The sequence below is a fragment of the Verrucomicrobiota bacterium genome (genome assembly GCA_016200005.1).
GTDB lineage: Bacteria > Verrucomicrobiota > Verrucomicrobiia > Limisphaerales > PALSA-1396 > PALSA-1396.
In genome coordinates this window covers 1-18,871 of sequence record JACQFP010000045.1, presented here as the reverse complement: position 1 = coordinate 18,871, position 18,871 = coordinate 1, and the positions used below count along the sequence as shown (strand labels likewise).

General features: G+C 57.7%; 10 protein-coding genes, 3 pseudogenes and 1 riboswitch. Of the genes and pseudogenes, 11 read left to right on the top strand and 2 right to left on the bottom strand.

Annotated features, from left to right (window positions below; translation table 11 throughout):
* Positions 1-53 precede the first annotated feature (53 nt).
* A complete protein-coding gene (gene mscL, locus HY298_15695) occupies positions 54-491 on the top strand; it encodes a large-conductance mechanosensitive channel protein MscL (protein MBI3851698.1) in 438 nt (145 codons plus the stop codon).
* A 252-nt stretch (positions 492-743) separates the two neighbouring features.
* Positions 744-914: a hypothetical protein gene (locus tag HY298_15690; protein MBI3851697.1), complete on the top strand. Its 171-nt coding sequence runs from the start codon at positions 744-746 to the stop codon at positions 912-914.
* 250 nt (positions 915-1,164) lie between these two features.
* Here the strand turns inward: HY298_15690 and aroF are convergent, their stop codons facing one another.
* Complete coding sequence (aroF, locus tag HY298_15685; protein MBI3851696.1) at positions 1,165-2,178, bottom strand: 3-deoxy-7-phosphoheptulonate synthase; 1,014 nt, start codon at positions 2,176-2,178, stop codon at positions 1,165-1,167.
* A gap of 289 nt (positions 2,179-2,467) precedes the next feature.
* On the opposite strand from aroF, the gene HY298_15680 reads away from it, so the two are divergent.
* The gene (locus HY298_15680; protein ID MBI3851695.1) at positions 2,468-3,445 is read left to right on the top strand and encodes a peptidylprolyl isomerase; all 978 of its coding nucleotides are present in this window, start codon (positions 2,468-2,470) and stop codon (positions 3,443-3,445) included.
* Positions 3,446-3,533: 88 nt separating this feature from the next.
* On the top strand, positions 3,534-4,526 hold the full coding sequence (pdxA, locus tag HY298_15675; protein MBI3851694.1) for a 4-hydroxythreonine-4-phosphate dehydrogenase PdxA: 993 nt from the start codon (positions 3,534-3,536) through the stop codon (positions 4,524-4,526).
* Here the strand turns inward: pdxA and HY298_15670 are convergent.
* On the bottom strand, positions 4,523-7,126 hold the full coding sequence (locus HY298_15670) for a U32 family peptidase (GenBank protein MBI3851693.1): 2,604 nt from the start codon (positions 7,124-7,126) through the stop codon (positions 4,523-4,525). The two genes, pdxA and HY298_15670, sit on opposite strands and share 4 nt — an antisense overlap.
* Positions 7,127-7,443: 317 nt before the next feature.
* Here HY298_15670 and HY298_15665 point away from each other — a divergent pair, with 317 nt between their 5' ends.
* The 7 genes and pseudogenes from HY298_15665 (at position 7,444) to HY298_15635 (ending at position 18,871) form a co-directional block, all read left to right on the top strand.
* Entirely contained in the window at positions 7,444-9,666 is a 2,223-nt protein-coding gene (locus HY298_15665) for a hypothetical protein (protein ID MBI3851692.1), read from the top strand.
* A 165-nt stretch (positions 9,667-9,831) separates the two neighbouring features.
* A pseudogene (locus HY298_15660) lies at positions 9,832-11,208 on the top strand (excinuclease ABC subunit UvrA).
* 153 nt (positions 11,209-11,361) lie between these two features.
* Positions 11,362-12,972: pseudogene (uvrA, locus tag HY298_15655) on the top strand (excinuclease ABC subunit UvrA).
* A gap of 98 nt (positions 12,973-13,070) precedes the next feature.
* Complete coding sequence (locus HY298_15650; protein MBI3851691.1) at positions 13,071-15,743, top strand: tetratricopeptide repeat protein; 2,673 nt, start codon at positions 13,071-13,073, stop codon at positions 15,741-15,743.
* A 56-nt stretch (positions 15,744-15,799) separates the two neighbouring features.
* Positions 15,800-16,159 carry an iron-sulfur cluster assembly accessory protein gene (locus HY298_15645; protein MBI3851690.1) on the top strand — a complete coding sequence of 120 codons (360 nt, stop codon included), beginning with the start codon at positions 15,800-15,802 and terminating at the stop codon, positions 16,157-16,159.
* A gap of 99 nt (positions 16,160-16,258) precedes the next feature.
* A complete protein-coding gene (gene mgtE / locus HY298_15640) occupies positions 16,259-17,641 on the top strand; it encodes a magnesium transporter (GenBank protein ID MBI3851689.1) in 1,383 nt (460 codons plus the stop codon).
* A gap of 44 nt (positions 17,642-17,685) precedes the next feature.
* Positions 17,686-17,821: riboswitch (TPP riboswitch) on the top strand.
* 59 nt (positions 17,822-17,880) lie between these two features.
* Positions 17,881-18,871: pseudogene (locus tag HY298_15635) on the top strand (phosphomethylpyrimidine synthase ThiC).

Genomic DNA, 18,871 nt, shown 5'->3' with positions numbered 1-18,871 from the left:
TTTTGCGCATGCTACGCGCGGACCTCCAATGCGAAAGGAATCCAACTATGTCTATGCTTAAACAATTCAAAGAGTTTGCTATGCGGGGCAATGTCGTCGATATGGCGGTAGGTGTCATCATCGGCGGCGCGTTCGGAAAGATTGTTACTTCGATAGTGAAGGACGTTTTGATGCCGCCGATCGGCAAGATGATGGGCGGAGTGGATTTCAAAGACCTTTTCATCAACCTCGATCCAGACAAGTTAACCAAGGTGAAAGGCGCAGTCAAAACCTTGGCTGACGCTACCGACGCTGGCGCGGCAGTCATCGCCTACGGCCAGTTCATTAACACCGTAATCGACTTTGTCATCGTGGCGTTTTGTATTTTCATGGTTGTAAAAGGCATGAACACGTTGATGAAAAAACCGGTCCCCGCTCCCGCCGCACCGCCAGAGCCGACCAAAGAGGAAAAACTTCTGACCGAGATCCGCGACATCTTGCGGGCGAAATAGAACACGAGTTGTTTTCAACGGGCGGCAGATCTCCCTGCCGCCCTTTTCTTTGTAACGACAAGCGGACATGCTTTGCTGTGTCCCTCCGGCAACTTCTGTAAACCCACATTCACTTCCTTGAACGCGATTGGGAGGGATTGCGCTGTCTTGAACACGAAACCGATCTTCCGAAACTGGACACGACGCCAGTCGCCACTCGCAGATTTACTCACTTTTCACATTGGCACTCGTGTTGCTGGTAAAGGATCTGAGATGAACGAGACCTTGATAATCGTAGCCGGAACGATCTTCGCCAGCGGGCTGATTGCCGAGTTGTTTGCGGTTGTGTCGGCTCCGGTGGGTTATCAGGACGAGCGCGGGTTTCATGTTGGCGAGCAGGTCTCTGAGTCCGTTGCTGACGGGCAGTGGGAAAACCCGAGCTGAGAAACAGGCGCGGTCAGCTCCCAGTCTGATCGATGCCAATTCAAATTTGTCCTGACAGGAAAGAACTAAACATGGTCCGTCACCGCCTCGGCGTTGCCGGAAAACCATCGGTTAGGAAAAGTCCCTTGCTGGGGGAATGCGCTGCGCGCGATGGCGTCAGACCGCTTCCCTGGCAGGGGACTAAATGTTTTTGCAACTGCATTTCGCGATCCGAATCCGTCCGCTTCGACAAGCCGTCTGAATTTTGGATTTACTCCCGACCGGCTGCGCTGATGAATGGCTTCAACTCCTGCATCAGCCTGGCAAAGCCATCGAGGGAAAGTTGTTGCGCGCCATCACTCCAAGCCTCGGCCGGGTTGGGATGCACTTCGATCAATAGCGCGTCCGCGCCCATGGCGACGGCGCCCTTGCACATGGCGAACACCAGGTCGGAGCGGCCCGCGCCCTGGCTGGGATCGATCACGATGGGACAGTGCGATTCCTGTTTGATGATGGGAATGGTGGACAGATCGAGCGTGTTGCGCGTGTAAGATTCGAAGGTGCGAATGCCGCGTTCGCAAAACATTAAATTCGGATTTTCGTTGGCCAGGATGTATTCACCGGCCAGCATCCATTCCTCAATGCGCATCGAAAGGCCGCGCTTGAGCAAGACGGGTTTGCCGGTGCGTGCGGCGGCGATGAGCAGTTGAAAGTTTTGGGCGTTGCGTGTGCCGATCTGAATGATGTCAGCGTATTCGGCGATCATGTCGGCGTGGTCTTCGGAAAGCAGTTCGGTGATGATGGCCAGGCCGGTTTCGTGGCGCGCCTTCGCCAGCAGCTTCAATCCCTTCTCGCCGAGTCCCTGGAATTCGTAGGGGGAGGTGCGCGGTTTGAAAGCGCCGCCGCGCAGAATGGTCGCGCCGGCCTTCTTCACGGCTTTGGCCGTGGAGAGCAGTTGCCTTTCACTCTCCACCGAGCAAGGTCCGGCCATGATCTGGACTTTCTTTCCGCCGATGATGTTCCCGCGCACATTGATGGTCGAACCGGTGCGATGCGCCTCGCGGCTGACCAGTTTGTAACGTTTCTGCACCGGCATGACGCTCTCCACCTGCTTCCAGGAGGTGAGGGTTTCCAGGCTTTGGTGGGTGCGCTCGTCGCCGATGGCACCGATGACCGTCCGCGCCACTCCTCGCATGATGTGCGGTTTGTAGCCGAGCTTGCGGATTTCCTTAAGCACGGCGGCTTCTTCTTTTTTCGGAATGTTCGGGCGAAGGACAATGATCATAATTTTTTGGGTGCTGGCCGGGTCTCCACAAAAAAACCGCAGGTGGCGACCTGCGGCAAAGGTTGAGTGTTTAGTCTAACACAGCCACAAGCAGCAACGGGCCGGGAGATGATAGAACATCCCGGCCCACGCGCTGCTAAATCGAGGAGTGCCTGAATTCATGGAATGAAGCTAACAGAGCGCCGCCCGGCGTCAACGTTGAATCTCGGATCGCAAAAGGCGACAGAAATTCCCTCTGTACGTTTCTTGACCCGAACAGGAACGTTCCTTAGTCTCAAGCATATTGCGCATGAGAATTCTTTACATCCTGCTGTTGACCGGAATTATTCTTGCCTCTGGTCCAGGTGTCCGGGCGGAATTGGTGAACGCCATTGCCGTGATCGTCAACGACGCCATCGTTACAATGGACGAGGTGGAAAGTTCGGTCGCCCCCGAAGTCGATTTATTGATACGACAGTACCGCACCCAGCCTAAACTTCTTGAGGAAAAGGTCGGCAAGCTCAAAGAGAACCGCACCGAACTACTCGTGGAGCACCAACTCATTTTGCACGATTTCAAGACCGCCGGTTACAATCTGCCCGAAAGCATCATCGACGAAGAAATCCAGGATCGCATCCGCAAACGTTACGGCGACCGGATGACTCTGACCAAGACCCTTCAAGCCGAGGGCATCACGTCTGAAACTTTTCGCCAACGGGTTCGCGAACAGTTCATCATTGAGGCGCTCCGGGCGAAGAATATTTCTTCGGCCATCATCATTTCCCCGCACAAAATCGAAACATATTACGTCCAGCACAAGGACGATTTCAAAGTCGAGGACCAGGTCAAGCTGCGCATGATTGTGCTGAACCGTGCTTCGTCTGATGATGCGGGTGCGACCAAAAAGCTGGCGCAGGAAATCCTGGCCAAGATCGAAGAGGGAGCCTCGTTCGCTGAAATGGCGACGATTCATTCCGAAGGCTCGCAGGCCAAACAAGGAGGCGATTGGGGTTGGGTGGAAAAGTTTAACAAGGACGGTTCGCCGGTGTTGCGGAAGGAATTGTTCGACGTCGCCTTCGCGCTCAAAGCCGGCCAGCGCAGTGGGGTGATTGAGACCGCTGACGCTTGTTACCTGATGCTCGTGGAGGACCGGCGTCCGGCTCACACCAAGTCGCTCGGTGAAGTCCGCGATGAAATTGAGAAGAACCTCCTGGTGCAGGAACGCGCCCGGCTGCAAAAGAAGTGGATCGATCGCCTGAAGAACAAATCGTTCGTCAGATATTTTTGAAACGCGAAACGTGAAGCGTGAAACGTGAAACTTTCACGGATTTGCTTCAGCTTGATTCGCGCAACACGCACTGCGCATCACCCTCACCATGACTGGCTGGATCGGCATTTCATTGGGCGACGTGACCGGCATTGGACCCGAGGTCACGCTCAAGGCGTTGGCGTCGGAATCACGACTGGATGACACTCGTTACTTGTTGATCGGAGACCTGGAATGCGCCCGCCGACTCAATGACCAGCTCGGTCTGAAGCTACCGCTCCAACTGCTTTCCGACGCGAACGCGGGCGACCGCTTCATTCTGCACAACCCCCTGCCTGAACCGCTGCCCGCCGGTTTGACCGCCGGTTCACCGGCCGCAGCACGGGCGGCGTTGGCGTGGTTGAAGGACGGTGCCGAGCGTTGTCTGCGCCACGAACTGGACGCGTTGGTCACCGCGCCCCTCAACAAGGAATCGATCCTGCGCAGCGGCCAACCGTTCATTGGCCAGACTGAATTTCTTTCCCAACTCGCGGGCACGGAGCGCACCGCCATGATGCTGCTTGGTCATGATGACCGCGGCCGCTGGCTGCGCGTTGTGCTGGCGACGACCCACCTGCCTTTGAAATTGGTCGCCGGGCAATTGACGCAGACAAAAGTCGAACTGGCGATTGAACTGGCGTCACAAGCCTGCCGGGATCTTGGATTGTCGCGCGCGCGCGTCGGTGTCTGCGGCCTCAATCCGCACGCCGGCGAAGGCGGCGAACTCGGCGATGAGGAACAAACCATCATCGCTCCCGCCGTTGACGCTGCTCGGCGACGGCTACTAAACGTTGCCGGCCCCTTCGCCGCGGACGCATTGTTTCACCACGCTTTTCGCGGTGATTACGACGTGGTCGTAGCGATGTATCACGATCAAGGATTGGCACCGCTGAAGTTGATCGCCTTCGAAACCGGCGTGAACTGGACACTCGGCCTGCCGTTCATCCGCACCTCGCCAGACCATGGCACGGCTTACGACATCGCAGGACAGAACAAGGCGAATCCTTCCAGCATGATCTCGGCGATCCGGTTGGCGAAGCAACTGGCGCGCAACCGCCGCTAACCCGCCATCTGCCCGCGCGTCACGCCAAGTTGATTGAACAATTTCAACTCTCGCCAAAGTTGTGAGCCGGTAATTTCGCCGCGCAACAGTTGGCGATACTTCGTGACGGTCTGCGTGACTTGCTCCGGCGTTTCATTCACAAACTCTACGCGGAAGTGGCGCACGCCCAGCACCAACATTCGCTCCACATACTCGGCGCCGGTTTGCGCCAGCGAGTTGAACACGGTGTTTCGACAGCCCACGTCCGCCTTCACCGGATGCTCCGCGCCCACGCGGTCGCGGAGCTTCAAGTCGTGCACATCGCACGGGCGACCGCAATCGCGATAGTCCTTGCCGCTCGAAAGAAACGCGCAGAAGACGCAGTGCTCCATGTGAAACATCGGGATATGCTGATGAATCGTGATCTCAAACCATTCCGGCGGCGCGGTCCGCAATAACGCTTCAAGTTGCTGGAAATTCAAGTCGTAACTCGCCGTCACGCGCTCCAGGCCAAACTTGTTCTTGAAATAGTCCGCGCTCAAAGAATTCGCGATGTTCAACGAAAAATCTCCAACGCGCCGTTCGTTGGCGAAGAATTTCAGGTGGTCGTAGTTGCGGACGAGGTAGCCATCGGCGTTGCATGAACGGACTTGCTGGAGCGTCCACTCTTCGCCCGTTTTGAAAATCCTCGGTGGAGCGACGAAAATAGTTGAGGGTTGAGAGTTGCGGGTTGAGAGATTCCGCTCCCGCACACTGGCCACGGCTTCGCGATATTTTTTCGGATTCTCGAAGTCGCAATAGATCGTAGTGACGCCGCACTTCAGCGCGGCTTCGAGCTGCGCGAGGTTGCGGACGAGGACGATCAACTCCGCGTTCGTAGCAGCCGACGTGAGGAGGCTCTGGTCAATTTCGGATTTCGGATTTCGGATTTCGGATTTTCCAGTCAGCATCCACCGCTTGGGCTGCGTGCGCTGTCGTTCCAATTCCACCACCGCCTCGCGCCGCAACCGATTCAACTCGCTGACCGGCAGCATCACATCATCGGCTAGATTATTTTCCAGTTCGCCGAGCTTAAATGGTGTTCCGCCAAGCCGGCCAAGTTGTTCACGCAGTCGATTCGTTGTCAGAGGCTGCTTTTCCGCCTGCGTCGACGGCATGGCGGATTCTAACTTTGCCACGTGGCCAAACTCATCCCGCGCGATCAGGGTGAGCGGCTTGCCGACGACCCCGTGCACTTCCATTTCAATGGGTCGCTGAAACTTCGGCGCCTCGCCCGCAAAACTCTGGCGCAATCTGCGATTCAACTCTGGATCGTCCGTCTTCCACAACTTGTCGCCGCTGTGAACACGCGAGTAATCAATGTCATCGTGACCGAAGCGTAGCTCCGCGTTTGGGATTTCGGATTTCGGGTTTCTGATTTCATACACCCGCCCCCCCTCTTCTTCCTGGTCCGGATGGCCCGCGTCGAACACCACGCCGTCACCGGGTTTGAGGGAACCTTCGAGTTTCACGATTACGGCGTCGCGCAAGACTTTCTGCACTTCGCCAAGATAAACCCCGCGTTTCTTGCCGAAGCGGGCGTGAACAAGCTCCTGGTTGTTGATGCCGCCGAGCCAGCCGGTGTAAAGGCCGCGCGAGAAGGCCATTTCCATTTCGTATTTACGATTTACGATTTGCGATTGACGAGCGTCATTGTGGTCGTCGCGCAAATCGTAATTCGTAAATCGTAAATCATCCAACGCCTTGCGGTAAATCCGCGTGATGTTCGCCACGTATTCCGGCGTCTTGAGCCGGCCTTCAATCTTCAGCGAAGCCACTCCGGTGCGAACCAACTCGCGCAACACTTCCAGTCCCGCCAGGTCCTGCGGGCTGAGGAGATATTTTCGGTCGCCGAGCGGAACTGGTTTGCCGTCGGAGATCAATTCGTAGGGCATGCGGCACGCTTGGGCACATTCGCCGCGATTGGCGGAACGGCCGCCGAGCGCCTCGCTGGTGAGACACTGGCCGCTGTAGGCAACGCAGAGCGCGCCATGGACGAAGATTTCCAGCGGAAGTTGAGAGTTGAGGGTTGAAGGTTGAGAGACGGAAACCTGCGCTTCACGAATCTTTTCAACCTCCTTGATCGAACACTCCCGTGCGAGCACGACGAGGTTGCAGCCGAGTTCGCGCGCACATTCAACGCCCGCCGCGCTGGTGATCGTCATCTGCGTCGAGGCATGAATCGGAAAATCTGGCGAGAGCGAGCGGATGAGCCGGCAAATCCCCACATCCTGCACGATCGCGGCATCCACCCCGGCGGCGATCATTGTGCGGAGATGCTCCCCGGCCTCCGCCATCTCGTTCTCGAAGACGAGCGTGTTGAACGTGACGTAGCCCTTCACGCCGCGCCGGTGAAGGAACTCCATCAGCTTTGGAAGATCGGCACCGGTGAAATTGTGCGCCCGCATCCGCGCATTGAACTTTTCCAATCCAAAGTAAATCGCGTCCGCGCCGTTCTCGACGGCGGCCTTGGCGCACTCCCAATCGCCAGCGGGAGCGAGCAACTCGGGAAGGCGGAATGCTTCGCTCTCAGGTTGGACGCGACCCGGCGTTGCTGCGCAAGTTGTTTGACCACGATTCATCAGGGAAACGAAGATTACCGCCAAAACGCTGTGGCATAAAGTTTATTCCGTCCTTCAATCCGAGGCGTTGGCGGCGTGGCAGCCCGATTATTGCCTTTCCCAGGACCGACAGCAGGGCTACCCTCCAGCTTCTCATGAAAACAAAATCCTTTTCGACGCTGGATTCCCGAATCCTAACCACGCGCAACCACACCAGACGTTCTTCTTTGGCGCTTCCCTGCTTCCGCGAATGGCGCGTCATGCGCTGGTGGCTCGCCGCCGTGTGCGTCAGTTTATCGGCCGCCGCAGGCACGGGGGTCAATACGAACGGACGTCCTTTGTGGAAACCAGTCGCGGACGAAGCGTACCTTCAGGAAGTGGGCGAGAAAATCACGACGACGCAACCAGTCACTTCGGTTGCGATCCACGACAAAATAGTCCATGCCGTTATTGGCGGTTCGGTCAAGACACTGCAAAAGGGAGTATTTCAGGATTCGGCTGGCGCACCGAAAGGCGTTCGACGATTGCGTTCGCTCGACGGCGCGCTCTGGGCCGCGACCGAGGACGGCGTATATCGCTTCGCGGAAAACAACTGGAAGCACGTCGCCACGCAACCGTTCACCGACTTCTGCGTGCACCTCGGTCAGGTCTATGGCGCGACGCGTGACGATCTTTTCCGATTCGAGAACCACGGCTTCGTCAACATCAAGCCGGCGGGCGGCTACTTGTCCAGTGACAGCACCGTCGTGATGGAAGATTTCAGCCAGGTGCTCGCCGACCCGGTGCAAATCGGGCCAGTGGAACGCGTCGCTTCCTACAGCGGGACGCTTTATCTACTGGGTTCGGGCGGGGTTTCGCTGCTCGACGGAAAAATCTTCGTACCCGACCCAATCGACTGGGGCGCGTTGCCGTCGCCGGTCACGCGCGACATGCTCGCGCAAGGCAGCCGCCTTTACGTCGCCACGGATCGCGGTCTCGCAGTCGTGCGCGGCATGGCCATGACGACGTTGCGCGGCCCGGATGGTCTCCCGTATGAAGACACGACCTGTCTTGCCGCCGGCTTCGACGGTGATTTGTGGATCGGCACCACGCGCGGCGCCATCCGCAAGGTTGGCGACGAATTTCATTACTTTGGCGCTCACAACTGGCTGCCCGGTGACAACGTGCGCGACATCGCTGTGGATGAACGGTTGGTTTGCATCGCAACCGACGGCGGGCTGGGCATCATTCGTTATGAACCCTACACACTGCTCAAGAAAGCGGCTTACTTCGAACGCGAGTTGAATGAGTGGGGTTTCAAGCGACTCGGTTTCATTCACCTGCTTTACTGGGCGGGCGACGGCGACGGCTGGTTGCGCGAGATCAGCGACAACGATGGCGGGCACACCGCCCACTACCTCGCCGCGATGACGTTCAAGTACGCCGCCACTGGCGACGAGAAAGCGCGGCAAGAAGCGGTCGAAGCGTTCAAGGCAATGGTGTGGCTGGATGACATCACGCCCAAGCCGGGTTTCATCGCACGCGCCATCTGGTCAGTCAAGGGCGACAAGGGACAGCGCTCGACGCGCGGCTCAGGCGGCTTGCCGGCCAAATGGTATCCCACCTCGGACGGTTTGTGGTTCTGGAAAGGCGACACCTCCAGCGACGAAGTGAATGGTCACATGTATGCCGTCTCCCTCTTCCACGATCTGGCGGCGAAAGGGCCGGAGAAGGAACGCGCCGCCAGGCACATCGCGAACATTTCATCGCACATCATCGACAACGGCTGGGTGTTGCGCGACATGGACGGCAAGCCGACCCGTTGGGGCCGGTGGGACCCGGAATATCTGCAACGTCCCTACGGTTTCGAGTCGCGCGGACTGAACGGCATGGAAGCCCAGACCTACATGCACACGGCTTACGCCTTGACCGGTGATGCGAAGTTTCAGCAAGGACTCGAGCAACTCCTGAAGTGGCGTTATCACACCTACACGGTGCGGCAGAAGCTGACCTTCCCACCCGAGCAAGTGGTGCCGTGGGACGACGAACTCGCCTTTCGTTGCTACCATCCGCTGCTCCGCTACGCGAAGGACCCGGAGTTGCGTTCAATTTACCTGCGCAGCATCGAACGGAGTTGGGAGGTCCAGCGGATGCAACAGTTGCCGTTCTTTAATTTCATCTATGGTGCGCTCACCGGCAACGATTGCGATGCGCCCCAGGCTGTGCAACATCTGCGGGAGTGGTCGCTGGACCTGGTGAACCACAGCTACCACAACTCCCACCGCAGCGACCTGGCACCGCAACGCGGCTACGTACCCTACGGCGGCGGCACGCGCGCCATTTCGCCGCGGGAGTCGGGCGCGAAGTGGGGCAGTCGTCCGGCCATACAGCTTGATGGCGGCGGTGGTGACAGATCGGTAACGCCGCCCATTGGCTGGCTCGAGGATTACTGGATGGGCCGGTATTACGGCTTCATCGAAGCGCCGAAGACGCAGAACCGGGCGCTCACATCCGATGAATCACGCAGCAGCTCACGCCGGGTGGCCGCACCTTACAGCGGCCCGCCGCGTCCGGGTAGCTGAAGTCAAACCTGCGAACCTGCAAGAATCCGCGCACGCCGGAAGGTTTGAACTCCCGCCTTCAAGCGGTACCGGGTTTGCGGGTTTGCCTTCCTGACTTCTTTGCTTTCCACGCTCCCGGTTTTTTCCTAAGCTTGTCGATTGTTTAATTCGAGAAACCCGGAACTCATGGCAAAAGATTTCATCAAGATCGGCGGGGCGCGTGAGCATAACCTTAAAAACCTCACGCTCTCCATCCCGCGCGACAAACTCGTGGTCATCACCGGCTTGAGCGGGTCGGGCAAATCGTCGCTGGCCTTTGACACGATTTACGCCGAGGGACAGCGCAAATACGTCGAGTCGCTCTCTGCCTACGCCCGCCAGTTTCTCGACCAGATGCATAAGCCGGATGTGGATTACATTGAAGGACTTTCTCCCGCCATCGCCATCGAACAACGCAGTTCCGGCACCAGTCCGCGTTCCATCATCGCCACGACCACCGAAATTTATGATTACCTACGGCTGCTTTACGCGCACGTCGGCCAGGCTCATTGTCCGGACACCGGCGCGCCCATCGTGGCGCAAACCACCAGCGACATCGTGGATAGAATCCTCGCGTTGCCGCCGAAAACCAAGGTGATGCTGCTCGCTCCGGTGGTGCGCGAACAGAAGGGCGAGTTTCGCGACGTGGTGGAGCGACTGGCGCACGATGGCTTTGTCCGCGCGCGGATTGATGGAGAGTTGATGGAGCTGGCCGCCAACGTGCGGATCAAACTGGACCCCAAACAGAAGCACACGATCGAAGTCGTCGTGGATCGCCTGGTGATTGACGAAAAGATCCGGGTGCGGTTGAGCGATTCGGTGGAGACGGCGTTGAAATGGGGTGAGGGCGTGATGCGGACGTTGCACGAGCTACCAGTCATTAGCTCGAAGTCAGTAGCAAGAGCAGCCGCGCCCGCCGCAAATGCCACGGACTACGGACCACGGACTACGGACTCCTCTCAATGGCTCGAAACCCTACACTCGAACCGCACGTATTCGCCCGCCACCGGCAAAAGTTACGAGCCGCTGACGCCGAAACATTTTTCTTTCAATGCGCCCGCCGGCGCGTGTCCGGTTTGCCACGGGCTCGGACAGAAGATGGTCTTCGACGAGAGTCTGGTCGTGCCCGACCCGGAGAAATCGCTGGAGCAGGGCGCGATTCTCCCATGGCGACGCGGCGGGAAACGGATGATCACCTACCACAAGGCGATGTTGCGCGCCATCTGCCAGCACTATCAGCAGAGTGTTGAAACACCTTACAAACATTTATCGGAGGAATTTCAGCAGGTGTTGATGCGAGGATCGGGCGAAACGGAGATCGAGTTCCATTTCTGGCGCGCCGGCAAGATGAGCAAAATCACGCGTCCGTTCGAAGGCGTGGTTCCCAATCTAGAGCGCCTTTATCAAGAGAGTGAAAGCGAGTTCACCAGGAACCGGTTGAAGGCGTTCATGAACCCGCGCTTTTGTGACGCGTGCAACGGGCGGCGGCTGAAGCCGGAAATACTCGCGGTCACTTTGGGAGACACAAACGTTCCCCTCACCCTGGCCCTCTCCCCCGGGGAGAGGGAGAATCTATCCCAGCCTGTCACCGAATCTGGTACGTCTCGAAACGCCGAGAGACGGAGCGCGATTCACCCTCTCCCCGGGGGAGAGGGCCGGGGTGAGGGCGAGCGCGAATCACAACCATCGAAAAAATTCCGCATACCGGGACTCTCAGTCATGGACGTCTGCTCCCTCTCCGTCGAGAAGGCTGATGAATTTTTCTCCACGCTTCGGCTCTCCGAGTTTCAACAAACAATCGCCGGCGACATCATCAAGGAGATTCGGGCGCGACTTGGTTTCCTGAAAAACGTTGGGCTCGGTTATCTGACGCTCAACCGTGAAAGCGGCACGTTGAGCGGCGGTGAGGCGCAACGCATCCGGCTGGCGACCCAGATCGGCGCGGGGCTGGTCGGCGTGCTCTACATTCTGGACGAGCCGAGCATCGGCCTCCATCAGCGCGACAATGAACGGTTGCTGGCGACGCTGGAGGGTTTGCGCGACCTCGGCAATACGGTGTTGGTGGTGGAGCACGACGAGGAAACGATCCGCCGCGCCGATTATCTGCTCGACCTCGGTCCGGGCGCGGGCGTGCGCGGCGGCGAAGTCGTAGCCGCCGGAACGCCGGACGAAGTTCTGGCCAACCCGCATTCGCTCACGGCCCAATATCTGACCGGAGAATTGTCGATTCCGGTTCCTAAAAAACGAATCAAACCGTCCGCCGACCGCGGCTGGCTGGAGGTTCTCGGCGCGCGCGAAAATAATCTGAAGGACATCGATGTTCGCGTCCCGCTCGGCGTGCTGACGTGTGTCACCGGTGTCAGCGGTTCGGGAAAAAGCACTTTGGTGGATGATATCCTGCGCCGCGCGCTGTTTCGGAAGTTCCACGGCTCGAAGGAACGTCCTGGGTCGCATCGCGAATTGCGCGGGTTTGAAAACCTCGACAAGGTCATCGTGATCGACCAGACCCCCATTGGCCGCACGCCGCGCAGCAACCCGGCCACTTACACCGGCATGTTCAATCACATACGCGATCTGTTCGCGCGGTTGCCCGGCGCAAAAATCCGCGGCTATGGCGCGGGGCGCTTCAGTTTCAATGTCAAAGGCGGTCGCTGTGAAAAATGCCAGGGCGACGGGTTGATCAAAATTGAAATGCATTTCCTGCCGCCAGTCTATGTCACGTGCGAGTCATGCAATGGTCGGCGATACAATCGCGAGACGCTCGAAATCACTTACAAGGGGATGAACATCGCCGATGTGCTGGCGATGACGGTCGATGAAGCGGTCAATTTCTTCCGTGCCGTGCCGCAGATTCATGAGATTTGCCTGACGCTGGCCGAGGTCGGATTGGGCTACATCGGCTTGGGCCAATCCGCGACCACGTTGAGCGGTGGGGAGGCGCAGCGCATCAAACTCGCCGCCGAATTGAGCCGCCGAGCGACGGGCCATACACTTTACATTCTGGACGAACCGACGACCGGATTGCATTTCCACGACGTGGCGAAGCTGCTCGAAGTGCTCTTTAAGCTGCGTGCTGCCGGCAACACGCTTTTAGTCATTGAACACAACCTCGACGTGATCAAAACCGCCGATTGGGTCATCGACCTTGGACCGGAGGGCGGCGATGGTGGCGGGAGAATTGTCGCCCAAGGAACGCCGGACAAAGTTGCCGAATGCGCTGAGAGCTACACCGGCCGGTACTTGAGCCGCGTCCTCTTGTCGCGGCCGAATGTGGTTGTCGAAATCTAGGTTTGTGGTTCGAAGGATGAACACTCTCCACCAGCGCATCATTTTCCAATTTCACTCTTCCGTTTCCGGTTCGTTGTGCCTACGTTTGTCGCGTGGCCATGCTCAGGTTGATTGCGATTTTGTTGACGCTCGCTTTGGCGGAAGCGCCGTTGTCTGCCGCGAGTCAGGCGGAAAAACATGCGTTTGATGACGCCGCCAAGTCGTTTGATGGTCACTGGTGGGATCGGGCGGAAAAACAGTTTGGCGAGTTCGCGATCCAATTCCCAAACTCCGAGCGCAAGCCGGAAGCCATCTTGTTACAGGGCGAGGCTCGTTTCAAACTCAAGCTCTACACTGGCGTCATCGACCTGCTGGCCGCGAATCTGGGCAAAGCGGGCGCCTGGGCCGACCAATATCATTACTGGTTGGCGCAGGCGTCGTTCGAAAGTGGGAATTATCAGGCCGCCGCCGATGCTTTCGCCAAAGTGGTCAATGATTTTCCTGCTTCGACAAATCGTCTGGAGGCAAGCATCGGTGAAGCCGCGGCGCGTTTTAATTTGAAGGACTGGTCCGGGGTCACCAACCGGCTGCGCCAGACCAATGGCGTCTTTCAGCAGGCGGCCAAGGCCAGGCCGGACAGCGAATCCGTGGTGCGCGGTGATTTGCTGCTGAGTGAGGCGCTGCTGGCGCTAAAGGAATTCAAGTCCGCCGAGGAAACGGTTCAACCACTTTCTAAAATCAAAATGAACCCGACCCTCGACTGGCGCAGGCAATTCTTGCTGTGCCGCATCCAACGGGCGGCTGGGCGGACGGCGGAATCGCTGGCCAGCACTACCAATCTGGTGGCCCTCGCCACGGCTTCTGGACAGCCGGTTTTGCAGGCGGAGAGTGTGGCATTTCACGCGGAGACTTTAGAGGGCATGAACAGGTTGGCGGAAGCCGTGGCAGTTTATGATCAAAACATAGCGCCGGAATTCCCAGTTGAACGGCGCCGACAGGCCCTCTTGAAAGTCGTCGAGTTGTCACTGGCGCAAAATAAGATCGCGGACACAATCAGCCGGTTGGAAAAATTTTTGAATCAATATCCCAACGATGCCCTGTCAGACATGGCCCTGCTGACTCTTGGCGAGTTGCGCCTCAAGGAGTACGGCTCGTTGCGGGAGCGCGACGCGAAGTCCGGAGACCCCGGACTGCGCGCCACCAGCACCAATCTGCTCCAGCAGGCGCACTCGCACTTCGACCGGCTCGTCACGGTTTTCACCAACAGCGAGTTTTTTGGCAAAGCACAGTTGGATCGCGGTTGGTGTTTGTGGGAGGAAGGCAAGGTGCCGGAAAGCAAGGCGGCGTTCCAAAGTGCGGTTGAAAAATTGCCCGCGTCCTACGATCAGGCCGTCGCTCGCTTCAAACTGGCGGACGCTCAATTCGAGATTAAAGATTTTGCCGGCGCCGCAACCAACTACAATTTGATCATCGACCGATATACCTCGCTGCCACAGGTCAAAACCAATTTGTTCGAACCGGCGCTTTACCAACTGTTGCGGGCCAGTCTGGCGACCACCAATCTGATCGGTGCGACCAATGCGCTGACGAGAATCCTCACCGAGTATCCGGCCAGTTTTTACGTTGATCGCGGATTGTTGTTGGTCGGTCAGACTTTAAACAGCCAGGGTGATCCCGCCAAAGCGCGCGAGTTGTTTTCCCAAATTGAGAAACTGATTCCCCATTCGTCCCTTCTGCCAGAAGTGGAGCTGGCGATTGCGCGTACTTACGAACAGGAAGGCAACTGGCCCGCGGCGATCAGCCGATATGACGCCTGGCTGACCGAATTCACCAATCACGCAGCGCGCGCGGGCGCGGAGTATTCCCGCGCCAGCGCAAATTACAAGGCCGGCAACGAAACCAATGCGCTGACGCTGTTCACCGGTTTTGTCGCCCGCTTTCCAACAAATGATCTCGCCCCGCTCGCCCAGTATTGGGTCGCTGACCATTACTTCAATGCCGGCGATTTCGTAAATGCGGAGAATAATGCCCAGCTCTTGTACCAAAACCAGAAATGGCCGCCCTCGGAGTTGATCTTTCGGGCGCGCATGCTCGCGGGAAAGGCGGCCTTTGCCCGCCAGAATTATTCCGAAGCGAGCGCCTATTTTTCCAAGTTGATCAATGTTCTGGTGGAAAAAACCAACAGCCCACCGGAACTGCTGGCCGACGCGTATCTGAAACTGGGAGACACGATTTTTGAGAAGTTCAAGACTGACCAGGTGAAATCGCCGGATGATTTCACCCAAGCAATCAATGCTTACAAACGTGTGGTGCAGGATTTTCCAACCAACCTGGCGGCTCTGGCGCTGGGCCAGATTGGCGAGTGCTGTTTCCAACTCGGGGCGGATGATCCCAAGCGCTACGATCTGGCCGCCAGCTACTTTCAGCAGGTATTGACCAACGCGTATGCCGACGCCACAGTGCGCAGTCAGGCGGAAGTGAAGCTGGCGATGGTGTTCGAAAAGCAGGCAGCTCTTAAATCTGATGCGGAACGGGAGCAACTGTTGGAACTCGCGCTGAACCGCTATCTCAACGTGGTTTACGGACATAATCTGCGCGGAGAAGAAAAGCCCGATCTTTATTGGCTCAAGCAGGCCGGTCTCGCCGCCGGTAATCTTGCCGAGGCAGCGAAGCAATGGGAACAGGCTGTGAAGCTCTACCAGCGCATGCTGGATCTATTGCCACCGATGCGGACCGCGCTGGAAATTAAAATTAAAAAAGCCGAGGAACATTTTCAGCTCCAAAAAAAGTAAAATTTGTTTACTGCTCAGATTGACACCGGCAACCTCGACTGTTAATTTTCCTTGCAATGGAAACCGTGACCTCAAATGAATCCGCTGTCAGTCTGACGGAAGGCGCGGCCAGCCACGTGAAAGAGATGTTGCAGGAGCAACCGGAAAACGCCGGCAAATCTCTCCGGGTTTACGTGGAGGACGGCGGCTGCTCCGGCATGCAATACGGAATGGTGTTCGACGAACCGCGGGCCGACGACCTGGTCAGTGCTTTTCACGGCGTCTCCGTGCTGGTTGATCCCTTCAGCGCCAATTATCTGCGCGGCACCGTGATCGACTTTTCCGACGCGTTGACCGGCGGTGGTTTCAAGATCTCCAACCCCAACGCGCGCCAAAGCTGTGGTTGCGGTAAATCTTTCGAAGCCGGGACAGGATAGCAAATCTGCCGCGGCTTAACAACGCCGTTCCGTGTGATGCGGAACGGCTTTTTTGATTCTTGGCATCCGAGTTCAACTGCGGCTTTAATCGGCAGCGGTATGATTGGCAACCTGCTCCAGCCGGAACTTGCCGAGTTGATTCGACAACGGAATTTCAATCAACTCCGCGAGATCCTCTGCGGGTTTAAGCCGCCGGACCTCGCTGAGATTTTCACTGACCTCAAACCGGATGAAGAGGCCGTCCTGCTCCGCATCTTGCCACATGAGCTTGCGGCGGACGTTTTCGAGTATCTGAGCCTGGAGGATCAGGAACAACTCGTTCATGCATTGGGCAACGAGCAAGTGGCGCAAATCTTAAACGACCTTTCGCCGGACGACCGCACTGCGCTGCTCGAAGAATTGCCGGCCGCGGCAACGCAGAAACTTTTGAATCTGCTTTCGCCGGAAGAACGGAAGATCGCCGCTGATCTGCTCGGCTATCCCAAGGACTCCATCGGCCGCCGGATGACGCCGGAGTATGTCGCCATCAAGAAAACCTGGACGGTGGAAGAAGTCCTGGCCCACTTGCGCCGGGAAGGGCGGAGGCGCGAATCGCTCAATCAACTCTATGTCGTGGACGAAAAGGGAAAACTGGTGGACTGGGTGCGCCTGCGCAATCTGGTGGTGGCCGAACCGTCAACGCCGGTGGTGGAGCTTCTTGAAAACCGCAACATTGCTCTACGCGCCACCGATGACCAGGAAACCGCCATTGCGGCGTTTAAGAAATACGACGTTACGATTCTCCCCGTGATGGATGTGAAAGATGTTTTGGTAGGCGTCGTCACTGTCGATGACGTGCTGGATCTGGCGGAAAAGGAGGCCACCGAGGACATCCAAAAGCTCGGCGGTATGGAAGCGCTCGACGCGCCGTATCTCAAGATCGGTCTGCTCTCGATGATCAAGAAGCGCGCCGGCTGGCTGTCCATTTTGTTTGTCAGCGAAATGTTCACCGCTACGGCGATGGGCTACTTCGAAGGTGAAATCGCCAAAGCGGCGGTGCTGGCGCTTTTTCTGCCGTTAATTCTTTCGAGCGGTGGCAACTCGGGTTCGCAAGCTACTTCTCTGATCATTCGGGCTATGGCGGTGCGTGATGTTGACCTCCGCGATTGGTGGCGGGTGTTACGGCGCGAACTGCTTGCTGGAGTAGCGCTGGGCGCCGTGCTCGCCACGATTGTTCTGATTCGTATTTTCCTATGGCCGCACAAGGAAACGCTTTACACCGAGCACTACGCGCTCGTGGCTTTCACGGTATCCATCAGCCTGGTGGGTGTGGTTTTGTGGGGCAGCGTCGTTGGCTCGATGTTGCCGTTTGTCCTTCGCCGCTTGGGATTCGACCCGGCGGCATCCTCCGCTCCGTTTGTTGCGACGTTGGTTGATGTCACCGGAATAATCATTTACTTCAATGTCGCCTACCAGATTTTGCGCCATACCTTGCTCCAATAATACCATTTCGTTTCCTTGACGCTTTGGTATTACGAATCTATTTTCAACCGTGTAAGGGGAGCCAACCGGCCTTCCGCAGTCGCGGGAGACAAAGGCTGAGAGTGCTGTGCGGGAGCGCGGCAGACCCGTTGAACCTGCTCCAGGTAATGCTGGCGAAGGGACGTTCACTTCACCAAGCTTCCTGGACTGCCGATGTCTCGGGATTCGACCTCGACCATCGGCTACTGAAAGATAGTCCTATGATCGCGACCAAAGATTCGTTTGAACCGCATAGCAGCGAACAATTGCCCAACAGCAAAAAGATTCTTGTTGAAGGCACGATTTATCCTGATATCCGCGTGCCGATGCGCGAGATCGAACTCACGCCGACCAAGTCTTACACCGGCACGGTCGAAACGAATGAACCCGTGCGCGTGTATGATTGCTCCGGTCCGTGGGGCGATCCCGCCTTCACCGGCACGTCCGAGCAGGGCCTGCCCGCGTTGCGCCGCGACTGGATTCTCAAGCGCGGCGACGTGGAGGAGATCGATGGTCGCGAAGTGAAGCCGATGGACAACGGCTATCTCTCTGGGAAGCACGCGGAGTTCGCCAGCAAGGCAGAGAAGAATCGGCTCGTGGAATTCCCCGGCTTGTTAGGCCAGCGTCGCAAGCCGCTCCGCGCGAAGGCGGGCAAGGTCGTCACCCAGCTCGCCTACGCCCGCGCCGGCATCATCACGCCCTAGATGGAATTCATCGCCATCCGCGAGAACATGGGCCGGGCCGATTTACGATTTACGATTTACGATTTACGCGTCGACACGAAGCGCAACGATCTCGCCAAGCAGCATGCGGGCAGCAGCCAACTCGTAAATCGTAATTCGGAAATCGTAAATCCCTACACGCCCTCCGTCTTCCGCAAATTTCCCCAGCGCATTCCCGCGCAGATCACCCCCGAATTCGTGCGCGACGAAGTCGCTGCCGGCCGCGCCATCATCCCGGCCAACATCAATCACCCCGAATCCGAGCCGATGATCATCGGGCGCAACTTCCTCGTGAAGATCAACGCCAACATAGGCAACAGCGCCGTGGCGTCGAGCATCGAAGAGGAAGTCGAGAAGATGCGCTGGGCCACCAAGTGGGGCGCGGACACCGTCAGGGACCTCTCCACCGGCAAGAACATCCACGCCACGCGCGAATGGATTCTCCGCAACTCACCCGTGCCCATCGGCACTGTCCCGATTTATCAGGCGC

Excerpts from the sequence above, each read along its gene's own strand:
- mscL (MBI3851698.1), top strand. The coding sequence starts at position 54 with ATGCTTAAACAATTCAAAGAGTTTGCTATGCGGGGCAATGTCGTCGAT.
- HY298_15690 (MBI3851697.1), top strand. The coding sequence starts at position 744 with ATGAACGAGACCTTGATAATCGTAGCCGGAACGATCTTCGCCAGCGGG.
- aroF (MBI3851696.1), bottom strand. The coding sequence starts at position 2,178 with ATGATCATTGTCCTTCGCCCGAACATTCCGAAAAAAGAAGAAGCCGCC.
- HY298_15680 (MBI3851695.1), top strand. The coding sequence starts at position 2,468 with ATGAGAATTCTTTACATCCTGCTGTTGACCGGAATTATTCTTGCCTCT.
- pdxA (MBI3851694.1), top strand. The coding sequence starts at position 3,534 with ATGACTGGCTGGATCGGCATTTCATTGGGCGACGTGACCGGCATTGGA.
- HY298_15670 (MBI3851693.1), bottom strand. The coding sequence starts at position 7,126 with ATGAATCGTGGTCAAACAACTTGCGCAGCAACGCCGGGTCGCGTCCAA.
- HY298_15650 (MBI3851691.1), top strand. The coding sequence starts at position 13,071 with ATGCTCAGGTTGATTGCGATTTTGTTGACGCTCGCTTTGGCGGAAGCG.
- HY298_15645 (MBI3851690.1), top strand. The coding sequence starts at position 15,800 with ATGGAAACCGTGACCTCAAATGAATCCGCTGTCAGTCTGACGGAAGGC.
- mgtE (MBI3851689.1), top strand. The coding sequence starts at position 16,259 with ATGATTGGCAACCTGCTCCAGCCGGAACTTGCCGAGTTGATTCGACAA.